Here is a 17593-nt window from a genome sequence, read left to right as displayed (position 1 = left end):
ATTGGTTATGCGGCCAGTGGAACGCGACGTTTGAAGCGCTCTTCCAATCTCTGCAGGACGACGAAGAGCGACGGTACGAAGACGACGGTCAGGCAGGTTGAGCCCATCATGCCGGTCAGAACCGCGATCCCGATCGACTTTTGCGCGCTCGCTCCCGCCCCGGTCTGCAGCACGAGCGGCACGACGCCGAGGATGAAGGCGATCGACGTCATCAGGATCGGTCGAAGCCGCGTGATCGCGGCCCTTATGGCCGCATCCACAATCTCTGCGCCGTCATGCAGCCGCAGATGCCGCGCGGTTTCAACGATCAGGATCGCGTTTTTGGCCGACAGTGCGACGAGCAGCACCAGACCGATCTGCGTGTAGAGGTTGACGGCGGCATTGAGCGACAGCAGCGTCGTAGCCGTTCCGATCAGCGCAAGTGGGACGGTCGCGATGACGCTGAACGGTGCGTACCAGCTCTCATATTGGCCAGCCAGAACGAAATAGACCAGAAGCAGGCTCAGGCCGTAGACCAGATAAATCTGTCCGCCGAGTTCTCGTTCCTGGTAGGACACAGCCGTCCATTCCCGTTCGAAATTGTGAGGCAGCAGCGACTTTGCGATCCCGTCGAGTGCATCGAGCGCCTGGCCGGTCGAATAGCCTTGCGCCTGCGAGCCGATGATTTGAGCGGATGGATAGAGATTGTAGAGGCTGATCAGCGCAGGCCCGGTGGCCAGCTTCACATCTCCGATCGAACCCAGGGGCACCATCTGGCCGGAGGCGCCGCGCAGCCTGATCCGCTCCAGGTCGGCGACTTCGGCGCGCCTCGAGGCGTCTGCCTGTACATAAACCTGGAAAATGCGGTCGAAGAGGTTGATCTGGCCGGAATAGGACGATCCGATGTACTGGCTGACAGCGTCGTAGGCCCCGCCGACATCGATCTCGGCGCGCTGAGCCTTGCTTCGGTCAATCGAGACGGCAAATTGGGGGGCGTCGGCACGGAACGGACTGAAGGCTTCGCGGAATGTCGGATCAGACCCTGCTGCACGGGCGATGCTGGCCGCCACTTCTTCCAAAGCCGCATAGTCGAAGGCGCCGTCACGGGCCTCTACCTGCATGGTGAAGCCCGCCGCGTTGCCGATACCCTGGATTGGAGGCGGCGGAAGCACGAGCGCCTGTCCGTCCGGGAGATCGGCAGTCAGGCTCCGCAGGGATGTGTAGAGCGACAACAGGTCATCTCCCTGTTGTCGAAGGCTCCAGTCCTTGAGGATCAAGTAGAGGACACCCGCGTTGGAAATGCTGGCATTGTTGTTGAGGGCGGAAATGCCGCTGATTGCGACCGCCGTTTCAACGGCATCCAGCTTCTCGACCCGCCCGCGTAGGTTTTCGATTGCGCGGCGGGTGCGCTCGAGCGACGCGCCCTCGGGCAACTGGACAGATACCAGAAAATACCCCTGATCCTCGATCGGCAGGAAGGCCGTCGGCACCTGTGTCAGCAGGGAGAGCGAGAGCGCGACCAACAGCAGTGCCACCAGCGAGACTGTCACACTGAAACGGGCCATGATCCTCACCAGCACTGCATAGACCCGTTCGACGGCGTCGTAACTTGCGTTGAAACCGCGGTAGACGATGTTCTCGCGCGGCTTCAGGGCATGTGGTTTCAGCCATAGGGCGCATTGGGTCGGCTTCAGGGTCACGGCGTTGACCGCGCTGATCAGGGCCGTGGCGGCAATGACCAGCGAGAACTGGCGATACATTTCGCCACTGAGGCCAGGCAGAAAGGAGGCCGGGAGGAACACGGCAAGCAGCACAAGTGTGATGCCGATGATCGGGCCCATCAACTCGTCCATGGCAAGCGCTGCCGCCTCGCTTGGCGTTTTTCCGTCATCGAGATGGCGAGCAGCGGCCTCGACCACGATGATTGCATCGTCAACTACGATGCCGATGGCAAGGATGATGGCGAACAGGGTGGAAAGATTGATGGAGAAACCGAACAATGCCAATGCGCCGAAGGCGCCGATGATGGTGACAGGCACCGTGGTGGCAGGCACCAGCATCGCGCGCCAATCCTGCAGGAAGATGAGGATGACAACCAGCACGAGGAACGCGGCTTCCACCAGGGTGTGGTAGACATCACCGATGGCGGCCTTGACGAACAGCGTCGTGTCGAACGGCACGGAGTGGCGAAGCCCTTCGGGGAAGTCGGTCGACATGACCTCCAGTTTCGCCTTGACCGCCGCTACGACGTCAAGCGCATTGGCCTCGGGCAACAGAAACAGTGCGAGGCCTGCCGCGGGCTTTCCATCGAGACTGAAATCCTGGCTGTATTGCTGAGCACCCAGCTCTACCCGTCCCACGTCGCGCAGGCGCACGACATCACCATTGTCATTTGCGCGCAGGACGATGTCTTCGAAGGCCGCCACATCGGCGAGCTTGGAGTCGAGCTTCAGCGTGTATTGGAAATCGCGCCCATCCGGCACCGGTGGAAGGCCAAGCTGGCCGGCGGACGATGTGCGGCTTTGCTGGCGGATAGCGTTGTTCATATCTGACGGCATGAGACCGCGTGCCGCCATCAGGTCCGGATCCATCCAGATGCGCACCGCATAGTTGCCGGCGCCGAAAACCGAAACACTACCGACGCCGGGGATGCGAGCGATCTGATCGATCAGGTTGATGGTTGCATAATTGGTCATGAACAGGCTGTCATGATCCGGGTTGTCAGAGGTGAGTGCTACAATCGCCAGAATAGCCGTCGAGCGCTTGGCCGTCTGCACGCCTTGCGCCTGTACGGCATCCGGAAGGGAAGGCGTCGCACTCGCCACACGGTTCTGCACAAGGATCTGCGCCGCGTCGGGATCGGTGCCGATGGCAAAGGTCACGGTGAGTGCGTAGGTGCCGTCACTGGTGGAGGTCGATTGCATGTAGAGCATGCCCTCGACCCCATTGACCTTTTGCTCGATCGGCAATGCCACATCCTGGACGATCGTCTCGGCGTTGGCGCCGGGATAGCGTGCTGTGACCTGCACCGAGGGCGGTACGACATTCGGATATTGTGCGACAGGCAGGCCGACCAGCGCCACCAGACCGAGTATGACGGTCAGGAGCGCGATCACGTTCGCAAGCACCGGTCTATCGATAAAGAACCTGGCCATCCTGGGCATTTCCTGTTTCTGTAAGCAGATCAATCGAGTGCCGTCACGACTTCGACGACTTCTCTGGCACGCAACCCAGCCCCGCCCTTGACGATCACGCGGTCGCCCTCCCTTACGCCGTGGACAACTTCCCGTCGGCCACCGGCGGTTTTTTCTCCGAGCGCGACCTTGACGGTTGCGACCCTGCCTTCGGCATCGACGATTTGAAGCGTTCGGCCCAACTGGGAATTGCCGATCGCGGCTTCCGGCACGGTCAATGCCTTGCGCGTGACGATCGGGACTCGGACGCGGGCAAACATGCCCGGCGATAGCAGGCGTTGCGTGTTGGCAATGACGCCGCGAAGGGTCATGGTTCCAGTCGCGCTGTCCAGCTCGGGGGCGATGTAGTCGAGATATCCACTGTAAGGGTAGGTCGCGTCACCCTGAAGACCGGCTTCAACTCGGATCGCCCCGAGGCTCCTCAGGTCTATATGGCGCTCAGCCATCGCGCGGCGAATGGCGATTACCTGCCGCTCATCGGCCGAAAAGATTACGTGGAGCGGGTCCGGTTCGACCAGCGATGCGAGCTTCGGAGCCGATGCGGCATTGATAAAGGCGCCGAGATCGGCCGCGCGTGCGGATAGGATACCGTCGAAGGGCGCCTTCACTTCCGTGTAGCTGAGGTTAATGTCAGCACTTCGCACCTTGGTCTTGGCGGCTTCGACCTGTGCCTCGGCTGCCAGTCGCTGTGCCACCGCCGATTCATTTGCGCTTAGCGATACGACCTGCTTGGCAGAAAGCCCTTCCTGCCGGGCCGCGTTTGAGACCGCCTGTTGCAGGTTGGCCTGTTGCTGACGCAGTTCTGCTTCGGCAGCTGCGAGGCTGATGCGATAGGGTTCGGGCTCTATGAGAAAGACGACGTCACCTTTTCGCACGGTGTCGCCGTCGTTGAAGTTCACTTTCTCGAGCGTACCGGAGACTCGGGCGACGAGGTCAACCTGGTTGACCGCGCGGAACGTTCCTGTCGTCTCCAGGTACAGCGTCACCTCGACGAGGGTAGGTGCCTCAACCATGACTTTCCGCTTCTCGGCCTGGGCGCAGGCCTGCCCGACCCAGGCAATCAACAGAGCTGCGGCCACCAGGGGCAACAGTGCATGTTTCATGGAAAGATCCTTCCCTTGCGCATGTCGTGGCAGGCCTGCTCAGGGAGCGGCAGCTATTTCAGCGACTGCAACTCGTTCGGCGTCAGGAGTCCGTTCTTGTCCTTGTCGATCCGGCCAAACGCCAGGTTGTAGCGACCGGCCTGCTTGACCTTGAGGGCTATCGGCTTTCCGGACGCGGCCATCGTGTCGATAAAGACCTTGAATTCGGGTTGGTCCAGCATCGTGTCGGCGTTCTTGTCTGCGGTCATGAAGGCCTCCTGTTGCGCATAGCCGCTCGAAGCGACGGCGAGCCCCCCGAAGACGACCAGAACAGGGGTGATCAGCTTAACGTTTGCCATTTCGATCTCCTTTGAGTGTTGCGATATCCGCCAGGTTGATCCCTGTGTCGGGAGCCTCCTGCCGGGCGGACGCGGTCAGCAGTCCATTCTTCAGTTGCGGAACTGCCAGCATCAACTAATCCGGACCAATTCTTCGCGACGAGGCCGCAGGACTTGCTCCAAGGGACTGGTCAATGTCCCTGCGATGCTGGACGGCACGATCAACCAAAGGCTGCAGTGAAGCCATCCCATGTTCATGGGGTCTGCACCTCGTCCAGCGTGCCAGCCATCGGGTCTGCCGTGGCGCGCCTTTCAGCAAGGGAGACATGGACGCCATCTGGCGCCAGATCGAAGCCGGAGGCTTCGAGCACTTCAAGCAGCAGAGAGCGGATCAGGGGAATGGCGGTCACCGCTGCGGCACGCGCCAAATTGAAGCTCAACACCAGCTCCCTGGTCTGCAGATGGGCTTCAGGCGGGCTGATGGCGATCTTGCCGACGATATCGGCCTGAAGCCTGGTTTCGCTTCGAAGGGTCGACGCCGCCAACCGCAGTAACCGCGCGTGCCCGACGGCGTCCGTTTCGTTCTCCAGTCTCAGGCTCACCCGAGCGAGGACGAGTCCGCGACTGCGGCTGACAACGGTCTCGATCTGGCCGTAGGGAATTGTATGCAGCCTGTCATCCAAGCCGCGCAGTCTGAGACTGCGGATCAGTATCTGCTCCACCCTGCCGGGAGTGGAGTCGATCTCAATCTCTTCGCCGAGCCGGAAAGCATCGTCCAGCATCCAGAAAATGCCCGATATTACGTCCTTCACCAACGCCTGGGACCCGAGACTGATGGCCAGACCCAAAATGCCGGCGCCGGCTATGATGGGAGTGGTGTCGACCCCTAAAACCGACAGGGTCACCAGCGAGAAAATCGATCCGATGAGCCCCAGCAAGACTACACGAAGGATCGGCAGAACCGTTGTCATACGCGCAAGGTGCAACTCCGCGTCTTCCAGCGAGGTGAGAGCCTCCTTCGGCATCATGCGCGACTCTACCCATGCGTGGGTAACCGCGGCGAGCACGGCAGCGAGCACCAATACCAAAAGCGAAAAATTGATCTGCCGCGAGTATTGCGGCCAATCCTGTTGCGGGATGACCGCAAGCGTGCCGACCAGCCAGTACTCGACGATCAGCCTGAGGATGACAGCTGCCGCCAAGGCATCGATCACCACCCGCACCACGAACAGTCGACGCATCACCTCGGGCTTGCGCGACAGCTGGATCGAGAGGGCGATCGAGCGATCGAAGGCCAGCGCCAGCATAAGGGCGATCGTTGTTCCCTTGATGCCCTGGTACAGGTCAAACTGCTGCATCAGCCAGCCCCATATCCACAAGCCTGACACCAGCAGGATCATCCAGGCGGCGACCATGTGTAGCAGCGGCGTCAGGCCGTGCCGGCGCAGAAGATGCAGCAATCGCAGAGCCGCCGCCGTCATGGCAAACGCGCCGAGTATCGCCAGCAGCCGCACAGAGTTCGGCGGCATGCCGACGCGGGCGGCTGCTGCCAGAAGGCACACCATCAGGTATCCGCACGCCAGGATCACGGCGCTTCGCCGAAGTCCTTTTTCCGCGCCGCTCTCGTCCAGCGGCAGAAGCCGCAATTGAGGAGTGCGGGGCGAAAAGACAATGCCGAGAAAGGTAATGGCAGACAGCCAGTAGATGACGGAAACGAGAAACTCCCTGGCAAAACCATCCCCAAGCGGATCGGCGCTCAGCAGTCGAACGGCTATTGCGCGCCCCACTGCGATGGCGGCCAGCAACGGCACAAGGCTCCAGGCCGTCCGTTTCAAGACGGCGAGGAATGGGACGCGTTCGCGCGCGGCAGCCTCGCGTCGGCCTCTCAGACCGTAACTGCTGAGCAGAAAAATCAGCATGACGACACCGCCGGCGCCAAGGCTGAGGGCAAGAACCCTGGGCGCCGAGGTCATGGACACCGTGCCCGCCCATAACAGTTCCTGATCAAGATGTGGCAGGGCGAGCGCCGTGTCCACCAACGCCGTCTCGAGACGATCGAAGACCTGCTCTGCGCTGACGATCCAGTCCGCGACGTTGACGACAGACTGATCGGGGGCCGGGGACGGGCCTGTTGCAGTCGCGGAGACGTCCATCGTGCCAGTCCCGTTCGCACTTGCAGAGAAACTACGGCTCGCCGGGCAAACCGGCCTGGCGAGCAACCGATAGTTTCAACCATTAGGTGCGTTTAAGATGCGCATCCACCCCATGTTCATGGCGTATTCGCGGCACCGGAAACGGGCATGATGGGGTCAAGCCGGTATCCGTCGGCGCAGTTCAGAATCCGGGAGACATTCGCCATGAAACATCGCCCAAATGGTTTCAAGGCCGCATTGGCCCTTACCTATCTTGCCGTGCTGGCAGCGCCAATTTTCACGGCCGCGCCGGCGGCGGCCGTCGTGTATTGCAACGCCGTCGGCGTCCCAAAAGGCTGCGTGGTGCGCCCCCCGGCCGCGGTGGTCGTTTACTGCACGGCGCCGGGGGTTCCGCTTGGTTGCGTGGCGCGTCCCGTGGCAAGGACCGCGATCTATTGTACTGCTCCGGGCTTGCCGGTTGGGTGTGTCCGCAGGCCGGGCGTTCGCGCACCCGGTCTCGGTGTAGCGCCGGTCAATCGTGGTGGCCCGAGGAACCGTCTCGGCATCAGATAGTCCAGGCGATGAAAGTTTCTCCGCGCTCGGTTCCTATGACCTTATACGCGCGCTCCCCGCTGGCATCAGCCCCCTTGGGTGGCTTCGGGGAAGTCGGCGGGTAGCAGCAGCGAGACCGTCGTGCCGAGCGGTGCGCTTGTGACGGACAAGGTCACATCGCAGAGGGCTGCGCGCTTTTTCATGTTGAGCAAGCCTCGGCCCTGCACCGTCCCCGCCCCATTCACCGCATCGACCGCAAAGCCGCAACCGTTGTCCCTGACGGAGATCTGGCCCCTCGCGTCGCCGTCGGGGCCAGCTATGGTCTCGATCATGATCGTCACCATCGATGCGCCCGAGTGTTTGATCGCATTGGTGACAGCTTCGTCAAGCAGCCTGATAACCTGGATAACGTGCCTTGGACGAAGGCCCGGATAGACCGGAAGTCCGTGTGGCGACTGCACGCTCCAAACCAGCTGCATGTCGTGGGCGCGCAACTGGCCTGATATCCGCTCCCTCCAGGAGCCAAGGGCAAGCATGAGGTCGCCATCGATCTCTTCCATTGCGTTGATGACCAGACGAAGATCGCGCAGCGCAGCGCGAGCGGCATCTCCGATTGTATTCGTTGTATCTCTCGGCTGTTCGGCAAGAGCGACGATGCTGACGAGTTGCCCGCCCAACCCGTCATGCAGGTCCCGCATCAATCGCGTCCGCTCCGAGGCCAAAGCCGCCGCCCTTGCGCGTTCTTCTTCGCGGGAAAAACTTGCCCTGAGCTTGACCTCGGCCTCCGACACTTGCTTCACCAACCGGTCGGCGAAACTGTCGGCATCATTCAAAGCTTGGACGAAACGCCAGGTCAGCCAGACTCCGATGACGATCAGGACGATCGAATAACCGAACCAGCCGATAAAGATCCGTTCACCCGGAATGAGCCGGCTGACCGTCAGGATATCGTTCAGGGCGCATCCCAGCATGACTGAGAATACAGGCGCCATTATCAGCGCCTTTCGGTTTCCGCGCAGAGCTGCGTTGCCCAAAAGGAGGCAAGCAACGGCGGCGCAGAGAGCAATCGTTGGTGGCCCTAGCGGCAGGAAGATGGCGTGAAGTAAATCATGCTGTCCCGTAAGGCCCGCAAAGGCAATGATAATGCCCGGTACGAATGTAAGATGTAGCCACCGCGGTGGCGGCATGTCGATGAAGCGTACGATGAAGTGCAGAACCAGCGGCGCTTGCGTAACAACGGCAGCGCCGACGAGGCCGAGAGTTTGTGGTGATGCTGGCATCGAGACGAAATACTGAAAAAAACCGATCAGCATGGCGAGCGCAAGCAGCCCATAGCTGCGATCGTTCCGGCGGTTGATCCAGATCAGGCCGAGGATCGCTCCTAATGTCGCCTGTCCGGCAACGAGGATGAGGGGCAGGGTCTCGAACATGATCGACCGCTGATCGTGAACCGGTCTCAGGACCTTGTCCGGACCGGCATAAACGCTGTCCAGATAGCCGCCGACCGGCCCCCATGTGACGAGGTGAATGATCAGCTCATTGCGCCCCTCATGCAGCAGGCTTTCCGGAATCGTCGCTATGGCGGACGTATTGCGGTCGGGTCTGCGGCTCATAACATTCCGGTGCGTATCGTGGATCATTGAGCCGTTAACCTCGAATTGTACGCCCGTGGTAAAGCGCGGCACGAAAATGCTCCATGCCAAATCTTTCTGTGTAGTCGGTCGTTCGAGTGAGACGCGATAAATCGCGGAGGAGGTTGCGTCTTCGGAGACGGGGCGAAAGTCCGGGAGGTCCACAGAACGGAATTGGCCTGTCGCGTCTTGAAGCTCAACGCCGCTCAGTTCATAGACCGCGGGAGGCAAGGGCGGGCCGATCTGGCGGGCCAGGATGCAAAGGACGATGATGACAGGTTGCAGCGCCAGGTACAGCAGCAGCCAGCCGATCCTGCCATGCGGTCGAGCCATCCTTCCAACTTGGTGAGCGGCAGCTTTCATCCTAAAGCTTTATCAAGCCCTGCTGCAAGGCTTCGAATACGGCCTCACCGCGGGTATTCACCTCGAGCTTGCGATAGATGTTCTTTATATAGCCGGGAACGGTCTGGCGTGAAATACCCAGATAATCCGCGATGTCGGCGTAGCTGAAACCCTTGGCGATGCCCCAGAGAATGTCGATTTCGCGCGCTGTCAGCTTGGCGGTATTCAAGTCCGTCCCGACGACGGGATCCTTGACGCCTTGCGTCCGTTTGACGATGAAACGGGCAATCGAGGCCGAGATTGGCGAGTGGCCCCGCATAAGATCGCGCACCGTGTCGGCGATGTCGGTCAGCAGAGCGTCCTTCAGCAGATAGCCGTTGGCACCGAGTAAAATAGCGGAAATGACGCTTTCTTCATCGCCCAGGATGGAGATGACCAAGATCTCGGTGGTCTGGCTATGCTGGCGGACGTCGCGTATCAGGTCCATGCCATGGCCATCGGGTAGCTGGAGGTCAGTCAGAAGCACATCAGGATAACCAGACCCCAGCACTTGGCGCGCCTCCGAGAGCGTTCCCGCCTGAAGAACCGAAAATGCGGAAGCATCGGACAGGCCGTCAGCGATACGCTGACGTGTTGGTCCATCGTCCTCGACGATGACAACGGATATAGGTCCGGCTCTCTCCGTTTGGGTGTTCAAGATAACACTCGCTTTCAGGCCTCGGCTTGGCCAGAAAGGATTATTGAGCAAATTCCCAAACCGCGCCAGCCATGAACATGGGGGTGTGGCGGGTCAGAATTGGCGGACCGCAAGGGGAAAATGCGGAGAAGAAAGCCGCAGCGGAAAAACAACGGTGCCAGCTGCGCTCAGCAAAACCGGCCAGAACGATTTCTGAAAGCCGTCGGACGCAGCCACCCGGCTCAAGCGCGTGGTTACGCTTGTCGCCACAGGCATCAATCATTCAATCCGACTGTCCGTTTCCGCATCGAACAGATGAATGTGTTCCTGCAGGAAATTCAATCCGACGGTTTGACCGCCGGTTATTGGAACTCGTCCGTTCACGACGACGACACATTCGGGCGTCGTTGCCGTTGTGACGAAGGTCGTTGACCCTGTCGACTCGACCAAGGCCACTGGTGCTTCCAACAAACCCTTGCCGTCTTCGGCGATGGTTAGATGTTCGGGCCGCAGACCGACGACAAGATTTCGATTGGCCGGAATGGTTCTGTCGAGACCGATCGTCTGTGGCCGGCCAAGATCCAGGATGAGGCTTTTTCCATCCAGTCCTGTCGTTGCCGGAATGAAATTCATGGCCGGCGATCCTATAAATCCGGCAACGAAACGGTTGACCGGTCGGTCATAGAGTTCAAGCGGCCGGCCCTGTTGCTCGATCACGCCCTGGCGCATGACCACGACGTGATCAGCCATTGTCATCGCTTCGATCTGGTCGTGCGTGACATAGACCGAGGTCGCGCCAAGCCGGTCATGCAGTGCCCTGATTTCCTTGCGCATATGGACACGCAGGGCGGCGTCGAGGTTGGACAGTGGCTCATCGAACAGAAAGGCTTTGGGATTGCGGATAATGGCCCGGCTCATCGCGACACGCTGTCGCTGTCCGCCGGAGAGTTCGCGGGGATAGCGATGCAGCAGGTCCGACAGGCCGGTAATGGCGGCCACGTCCTCTGCCGCCTTCTTCGCCTCCGCCTTCTTGGTGCCGCGAATGCGCAGGCTATAGGTGAGGTTTTCCTCAACCGTCATATGCGGGTAGAGCGCATAGGACTGGAACACCATGGCGAGATCCCGCTTGCGGGGAGGTACATTGTTCATGCGGTCGCCGGCAATAACAAGGTTACCTTCGGAGATCGATTCAAGCCCTGCGAGGGCGCGCAGAAGCGTTGATTTGCCACATCCGGACGGTCCCACCAGGGCGACGAAAGCGCCTTTGCGAATGGTGAGGTCGATGTTCTTCAGCGCGTGATAGGCACCGTAATATTTGTTGACGCCCGACAATTCAATTTGATTGGTCATTTGAGAGCTCCCGATGTGAGGCCGGAAACGATGCGGCGCTGCAGAAGGACGAAGATGGCAAGGATCGGGGTTACGTACATCGTTGCGTACGCCATGATGTTGTTCCATTCGCTGGTGTTTGGACCCATGAACGAGTTGAGACCGACACTTGCGGGCTGCAATTCGATGTTCTGGATCATCGACTTCGAATAGACGAACTCGCCGAATGCCTGCATGAAGATGAGGATGGCGCTGACAAGAATACCGTTGCGGGCAAGCGGGAGCACGATGTTGAAGAAGGCACCGATGCGCGAATTGCCATCGACCAAAGCGGCCTCCTCAAGCTCCATCGGCACAGCCATGAATGTTGCCCGCACGAGAACCACGAAGAACGGCATGCTCTTTGCCGCTATCGCCAGGATGACGGCAAAGCGCGGGTAGTCCAGCAAACCGACTTGAGAGAACCCGACGAAGATCGGCGTGATCATCAGCGATGCGGGCAGAACCTGCAGCATCAGAATGAGGAAAAGGCCCACATCCACCCAGCGGTTACGGTAACGCGCCAGGACATAGGCGCAGCCCGTACCGAGAACCGCGATCAGCGCTACCGAGCCGAAGGCGATGAAGGTCGAGTTCCACAGATAACGTCCCATGTTCCGGCTTTCCCAGACATAGGCGAAGGTGTTCCACTGCGCTGTCGATGGCCAGAAGCTCGGCGGCGTCGCGAACATTTCCGAACCCGTTTTGAGCGCCGTGACGTACATCCAGTAAAGCGGAAAGAGGTAGATCGCCGCCATGATGATGGCGATGGCGAGCATCAGGCGGTTTCGGTTGGTTTCAGTCATCCGCGCACCTCATGACGGGTCGAGCGCACATAGACGATAGCCGCAAACATCACGAACACGGTCATGATGACCGAGATCGTGGCACCTTTGCCAAAGTCGTATTGCCGGAAGGAGAGGTCCCAGGCCCAGTATTGGGCGACATTGGATGAGTTGTTCGGCCCGCCATCCGTGATTGCCGCGAACAGATCGAACTGTTGCAGTGTGAAGATAAGCCCGAGCGAAATGATCGCGCCGATGGTGGAGCGCATCATGGGCAGTGTGATGGTCCAGAAGCGCTGCCAGGCGTTTGCACCGTCCAGCTCGGCTGCTTCATAGAGATCGCCGGGTATGGCGGAAAGACCGACGGACAGAAGGATCATATTGAACGATGTGCCAAGCCAGATATTGGCGAGCACGACCGCCCAGAGCGAGAAATTGGGGTCTGAGCGCCAGAAGATATTGCTGTCGATCAGGCCGCTTTCACGCAGAAAGAAGTTCAGGACGCCAAAGTCCCCCGAGAGTATCCAGTTCCAGATCGCACCGACGACCAGACCCGGCATGACCCAAGAGACCAGAAACAATCCACGAAGCCACGATGATCCCGGAAAGTTGACCCAGAAAAACAGCGCAAGGCCAAACCCGATGAGAAACTGGCCAGCGATCGAGCCGACCACGAAAATGACGGTGTTGAAGAGAATGGGCAGGGTTTCGGGCTGCTTGAACAGATCGATGTAATTCTTGAAGCCGACGAATGGCCTGATGATGCTTCCCAGACTGAACATGTCCACTTCCTGAAAGCTCATCAGGATATTGTAGAGCAAGGGCAAGCCCGCAAGAATGAACAGGAAGGCAAAGGGAACTCCGACCAGGCCAATGTCGAAGCCGCGGCCGTCCGTGATGCTGGAAAGTATCCTTTTCATGGAAACCCCATAAGATCCGGTGTGGAGCTGTCCGCTCTTGACGAACGAGACAGCTCCTTCCGGGAGGAAAAGGTGGATGGCACGAGTGCCATCGGCTCCTGAGAAAGGCAGTCCTGCCTCAGCCTTCGATTAGCTTGATCTTCTCTGCAGCCTGATCGAGCGCGGCCTTAGGCTCCATCTGTCCGGTCAGCGCCGCCTGGACGGCATCTTGAATTGCCTTGGAAATCTTCGGCCATTCTGGCGAAGGGCCGCGTGGCTTGGCATATTTCAGCTGTTCCACGAAGGTCTTGAGGGCCGCATCCTTAAGCGCATTTCCGGTCGGCGGGATCGGCAGGTCGGAACGGGCAGGGATCTGGCCGAAATCCTTGTACATGGTGACGTCTTTGGAGGCGAAGAACTCAAGCGCCTTGAACGCCTCTTCCGGATGTTTGGTGTTGGAGAAAATTGCCCAGTTGTAGTCGCCCATAGCGGAAGAGCGCTCGGCACCTTCCTGCGGCACCGGCAAGAGCGCGGTTCCCCAGTCAAACTTGGCATCGGTCACCATGCGGTCGATTTCCCAAGGTCCGGATATCGCCATCGCCGCATTGCCCGCATTGAAGGTTGCCGTGGAATCCCACTGGCTGCGCGTCAATGTGTCGGGAGATGTCATTTTGCCGTCGAGCAATTGCTTCCAGATCGTCAGCGCCCGGACAGCCCCATCACTGTTGATGGACTTGTAGGTGGCGCCGCCCATCTGTGCCCAGGGCAGGAACTGGAACGTGCCTTCCTCATTGGCTTTGGCCGAGAAGGTGATGCCGTAAACATTCTTGGATGGGTCGGTCAGCTTCTTGGCGGTCTGAAGCAACTCATCCCAAGTCTGCGGCGGCTTTTCCGGATCGAGGCCCGCGGCCTTGAACAGATCCTTGTTGTAGTAGAGCGCGATCGTATTCGTCGCTTTCGGCACGCCGTAATATTTTCCGTCCCAGGTGGCGGAGGCGAGCGGGCCGGGGAAGTAGTTTTCCGGCTTGATCGTGCTTGAACCGGCAATCATGTCGGTAAGGTCCAGAAATGCCTTGCGGGACGCAAACATGGCATGATTTGGGTTGTCGATTGCGATAATGTCAGGTGCTTTACCGGTCGAATAGGCTCGCATCGCCTCGCTGACCACATCGTCGAACTGAATCTGGCGATATTCGATCTGGATGCCGTTCTTCTGGGCGTTGAATTCCTTGATGAGATTGGGGGCGGGCTGAATGTCGCGGTCGAGCGACCATAGCGTCAGCTTGACGTCTTCTGCTTGAGCGCTGAGCGCAAAAAGCGATGCAGTTGCTGCAAACGCCGTAGCGATGGCGATCGTATATGTTCGGATACCCATTTTGTCCTCCTTTGTGGTTCTCCGGAATGCACTTTCGCGCGGCGCGGCCTCCTCCTTGCCGCGCCAACATTGAACGATCTAAACCGGGTCGACGACGAAATCGCCGCCGCGCGCCTGTTTCAGGTGATTGAGACCGTGAACCTGTCCGGTCATCTCCAGCCCATCCCGATAGACCGGGTCGTGCCAGCCTTCGATGTCGATGGAGCCGGACCAGCCCGCCAGTCGCAGCTCGGAGATGATGTCCGTCCAGTTGCTGTCGCCGAAACCGGGTGTGCGCATCAAAACGAACGGATGTTTGCCGAAAATGCCATGTTCGCGAATGACGTCCCACCGAATGGTCGCATCCTTGCCGTGGACGTGAAAGATCTTCGAAGCCCATTTGCGGATCTGCGGCAGTGGGTCGATGAGATAGACCATCTGATGGCAGGGTTCCCACTCAAGCCCGATATTGTCATCGGGGGTCTCGTTGAACATCAGCTCCCAGGCATCCGGATTGTGAGCGATATTCCAGTCGCCCGTCGCCCAGTTGCCGTCCATGGCGCAGTTCTCAAAAGCGATTTTCACACCCTTGTCCGCCGCCCGCTTGGCCAGCTCACTCCAAATCTGCTTGTAACGTGGAAGGCTGTCGGGCAGGGGCTTGTTGCGGATGCGGCCAGTAAAGCCGGCAACGCACGTCGCTCCAAAATGGTGGGCGTTGTCGATGCAATCCTTCCAACCCTGCAACGTCTGAAGGTCCATGTCGGTCTCTTCGAGCGGGTTACCGAACATGCCAAGTGTCGACATCGTAATGTCGCGATCTCCAATCGCCTCGCGGCAGCGCTTGCCGAGCTCGGCAATGTCCTGACCATTGGTCGTCTGCCAGAAAAAGGGCTCGAAACTTTCAAACCCCATGTCGGCGATCTGCGAAATGCGTCCTGCAGCCTGCCCCTTCGAGGCGCTGACCATGGTGCCGATGCGAATGGATTTTTCCTGCTGGTTGATCAATGTCACGGTCCCTATGCTGAAATGTCGACGGATTGGCCCGACTTGGCGCTTTCGATGGCGCCAAGCACCATGGCCAGGCTTTTGATATTGTCGTGGTTGACTGTTTCGGGTTCGCGCCCGGTGCTGATGGCATCGAGGAAATCGGCGATCACGCTGGCGTGGCCGTGGGTTTCCTCGTCTCTGGCAGGGGCAGGCACGTCAATTGACGTAAAGCCCGGGAGGAGGCCGGGATCGTTCCCGGCAACTGCAGCCCTAAACGTGTCTTCGCCATCCCAGGTCAGCATGCCTTTCGAGCCGACAATGCGCCACGCGCTTTCCCAGCTGGTGCGCTCGCCTTCGGCACACCAGGAACCTCGATAGGTAAAGACCACATCGTCCGAGAAGCGGAAAATCGCATTGGCCGCAGCGCCATGGGCGTACCATGAGCCGGCCGGATTGGTTTCAACGCAATAGACCGAGAGTGGCGCCTTGCCGGACACGAAACGCGCTGCATCAAACGTATGGATCGCCATGTCGAGGAGCAGGACATTCTCCATCTCTTCTCGAAAGCCACCGAAATGTGGGCCGAGGAAGAAATCGGAATGAATGCCCGTGACCTCACCGATCGCGCCGCTTTCGACCAGACGACGCATGCGGCGGACGCCTGCAATGAAACGTCGGTTCTGAACGACGGCATGAATACGACCCGCTGCGCTGGCGGCACGGCGCAGATCCTGCGCTTCCTCCATGGAGGTTGCCATCGGCTTTTCGCTTAAGACGTGGCAGCCGTGGGCGAGGCCGGCGCTGACCACCGAATGGCGAGCGTTGGGGATGACGACATCCAACAGGATATCTGGCCTGGTCTCCGCGAGAACAACTTCCAGATCCGTCCCGATAACCGCTTGTTGAAGATTGAATTCGGTTGCAAGCGCCTCAGCTGTCGCTCGGTCGAGATCAACGAGGCCAACGATTTCTATGGCATCTTTGATGTGGGGCGTGTCCCGCACCGCCCGGAGCCAGCCTTTGGCCATAGCTCCGCATCCACACAAAACAGCATTGTATGTCACTGGTATCCTCCTCCTTACGGAAATCGAAACTCCTCTTCCGATTTTCCGTAAACGTTTACGGTAGTATGGACAGGAGCCAGAATTTGTCAATATTGTTTTGGGCGACGCATTCGGGTCCGCGGAAAGGCAGTTCATGAAGGGCATTCGCCAGCTGGCAAATTATCTAGATATATCAATAGGAACTGTGTCCCGCGCCTTGAACGGAAAGGCGGACGTGAATGAAGAGACGCGGCGCCGGGTTCTCGAAGCGGCCACTAGACTGGGCTATGTCGCCAACCAGTCGGGGCGTTCTCTGCGCAAGGGGTCGACAGGCGTCATCGGCTTCATGATGCAGACGGGACCCGAAATTACCGGCCAGGGCGACACGTTCTTTATGAGTGTCTTCGACGGCGTGCAAACCGTCCTTGCCCGTCACAAGCTCGATCTCGTCGCGCTGCTGTGTTCATCCGACCAAGACCCGGACGCCTATCTTCAGCGCGTCGTCGCGCGTGGCTTCGCGGATGCTGTCATTCTCTCTGCCACCCGTCTCCACGATGCGCGTTTTGAACTGCTCGCTCGCCACAATATTCCCTTCATCACCTTGGGGCGAAGCCAGACCGATGTCGGCCAGCCTTGGATCGATCTGGATTTCGAGGGCATGGCGGAGGTCGCCATCGAGCGGCTTGTGAAAAGCGGTCACCAACACATCGGCCTGATCTGGCCGAATGGTGATCTGAACCTCGGCCATCTGTTCGTTCACCGATCCCAGGAGGTTCTTGCCCGGCACAATCTGTCGCTTTCGCCGGAGCACATTTTTCGTGCCACGCCGAGCGAAACGGGTGGCTATGGCGTGGCTCGTCAGATCATGGACTGCGAAACCCGTCCGACGGCTGTTGTCCTTGTCAACGAGACGTTGGTGACCGGGCTCTACCGTGGGCTGGAAGAGGTCGGGCTGATGCCCGGCAAGGACATCGCCATCATCGGGCGGCAGAGCCCGCAGGCCCAGTTTCTCAAACCAAGCCTGACCTGCTTTAGTCTTTCTCTTCGCGATCTCGGCATAAGCCTTGCCGAGGGTCTGTTATCTGTCATGCCGGAATACAAGCTGCACTACCCTGATGCCGTCAAACGTTTGGTATGGCCCATGGACCTGATTGAAGGTGAGAGCAGCTGAGAACTGCCGCCTCTGTAGATCGGGTCGTCGATCCAAGCCAAACCAAGCAGTGGCGGTAGA

14 protein-coding genes are annotated in these 17593 nt (G+C 59.4%); 2 read left to right on the top strand and 12 right to left on the bottom strand.

The window, feature by feature from the left end; translation table 11 throughout:
* Window positions 1-5 precede the first annotated feature (5 nt).
* From ASG19_RS17120 to ASG19_RS17105, 4 genes are all read right to left on the bottom strand, one after another.
* Entirely contained in the window at window positions 6-3134 is a 3129-nt protein-coding gene (locus tag ASG19_RS17120; RefSeq protein WP_062459971.1) for an efflux RND transporter permease subunit, read from the bottom strand.
* Window positions 3135-3163: 29 nt separating this feature from the next.
* Window positions 3164-4276, bottom strand: coding sequence for an efflux RND transporter periplasmic adaptor subunit (locus ASG19_RS17115; RefSeq protein ID WP_062459969.1), 1113 nt, complete (start codon window positions 4274-4276; stop codon window positions 3164-3166).
* A gap of 53 nt (window positions 4277-4329) precedes the next feature.
* Complete coding sequence (locus ASG19_RS17110; protein ID WP_062459967.1) at window positions 4330-4614, bottom strand: EF-hand domain-containing protein; 285 nt, start codon at window positions 4612-4614, stop codon at window positions 4330-4332.
* Window positions 4615-4847: 233 nt separating this feature from the next.
* Window positions 4848-6746: a mechanosensitive ion channel domain-containing protein gene (locus ASG19_RS17105; RefSeq protein ID WP_062459965.1), complete on the bottom strand. Its 1899-nt coding sequence runs from the start codon at window positions 6744-6746 to the stop codon at window positions 4848-4850.
* Window positions 6747-6950: 204 nt separating this feature from the next.
* Between ASG19_RS17105 and ASG19_RS23595 the strand changes: the two genes are divergently transcribed.
* A complete protein-coding gene (locus tag ASG19_RS23595; RefSeq protein WP_082476433.1) occupies window positions 6951-7298 on the top strand; it encodes a hypothetical protein in 348 nt (115 codons plus the stop codon).
* A gap of 65 nt (window positions 7299-7363) precedes the next feature.
* Here the strand turns inward: ASG19_RS23595 and ASG19_RS17100 are convergent, their stop codons facing one another.
* The 8 genes from ASG19_RS17100 to ASG19_RS17065 form a co-directional block, all read right to left on the bottom strand.
* A complete protein-coding gene (locus tag ASG19_RS17100) occupies window positions 7364-8890 on the bottom strand; it encodes an ATP-binding protein (RefSeq protein WP_162238155.1) in 1527 nt (508 codons plus the stop codon).
* A gap of 382 nt (window positions 8891-9272) precedes the next feature.
* Complete coding sequence (locus tag ASG19_RS17095; protein WP_062459961.1) at window positions 9273-9947, bottom strand: response regulator transcription factor; 675 nt, start codon at window positions 9945-9947, stop codon at window positions 9273-9275.
* A 258-nt stretch (window positions 9948-10205) separates the two neighbouring features.
* Window positions 10206-11276 carry a sn-glycerol-3-phosphate ABC transporter ATP-binding protein UgpC gene (gene ugpC / locus ASG19_RS17090; protein WP_062459959.1) on the bottom strand — a complete coding sequence of 357 codons (1071 nt, stop codon included), beginning with the start codon at window positions 11274-11276 and terminating at the stop codon, window positions 10206-10208.
* The gene (locus ASG19_RS17085; RefSeq protein WP_062459957.1) at window positions 11273-12100 is read right to left on the bottom strand and encodes a carbohydrate ABC transporter permease; all 828 of its coding nucleotides are present in this window, start codon (window positions 12098-12100) and stop codon (window positions 11273-11275) included. The genes ugpC and ASG19_RS17085 overlap by 4 nt, the downstream gene beginning before the upstream one ends.
* On the bottom strand, window positions 12097-12999 hold the full coding sequence (locus ASG19_RS17080) for a sugar ABC transporter permease (protein ID WP_062459955.1): 903 nt from the start codon (window positions 12997-12999) through the stop codon (window positions 12097-12099). Before ASG19_RS17080 ends, ASG19_RS17085 begins: the two co-directional genes overlap by 4 nt.
* A 118-nt stretch (window positions 13000-13117) precedes the next feature.
* Entirely contained in the window at window positions 13118-14353 is a 1236-nt protein-coding gene (locus tag ASG19_RS17075; protein ID WP_062459953.1) for a sugar ABC transporter substrate-binding protein, read from the bottom strand.
* Between the two features lie 78 nt (window positions 14354-14431).
* A complete protein-coding gene (locus tag ASG19_RS17070; protein ID WP_062460509.1) occupies window positions 14432-15334 on the bottom strand; it encodes a sugar phosphate isomerase/epimerase in 903 nt (300 codons plus the stop codon).
* Window positions 15335-15348: 14 nt separating this feature from the next.
* Window positions 15349-16383, bottom strand: a complete 1035-nt coding sequence (locus ASG19_RS17065) for a Gfo/Idh/MocA family oxidoreductase (RefSeq protein WP_062459951.1) — start codon at window positions 16381-16383, stop codon at window positions 15349-15351.
* A gap of 133 nt (window positions 16384-16516) precedes the next feature.
* Between ASG19_RS17065 and ASG19_RS17060 the strand changes: the two genes are divergently transcribed.
* The gene (locus tag ASG19_RS17060; RefSeq protein WP_062459946.1) at window positions 16517-17533 is read left to right on the top strand and encodes a LacI family DNA-binding transcriptional regulator; all 1017 of its coding nucleotides are present in this window, start codon (window positions 16517-16519) and stop codon (window positions 17531-17533) included.
* Window positions 17534-17593 lie beyond the last annotated feature (60 nt).

It is taken from the genome of Rhizobium sp. Leaf306 (genome assembly GCF_001423425.1).
GTDB lineage: Bacteria > Pseudomonadota > Alphaproteobacteria > Rhizobiales > Rhizobiaceae > Neorhizobium > Neorhizobium soli.
Note: the sequence above shows the minus strand (reverse complement) of the source record. Positions and strands in the feature narration are given on the sequence as shown.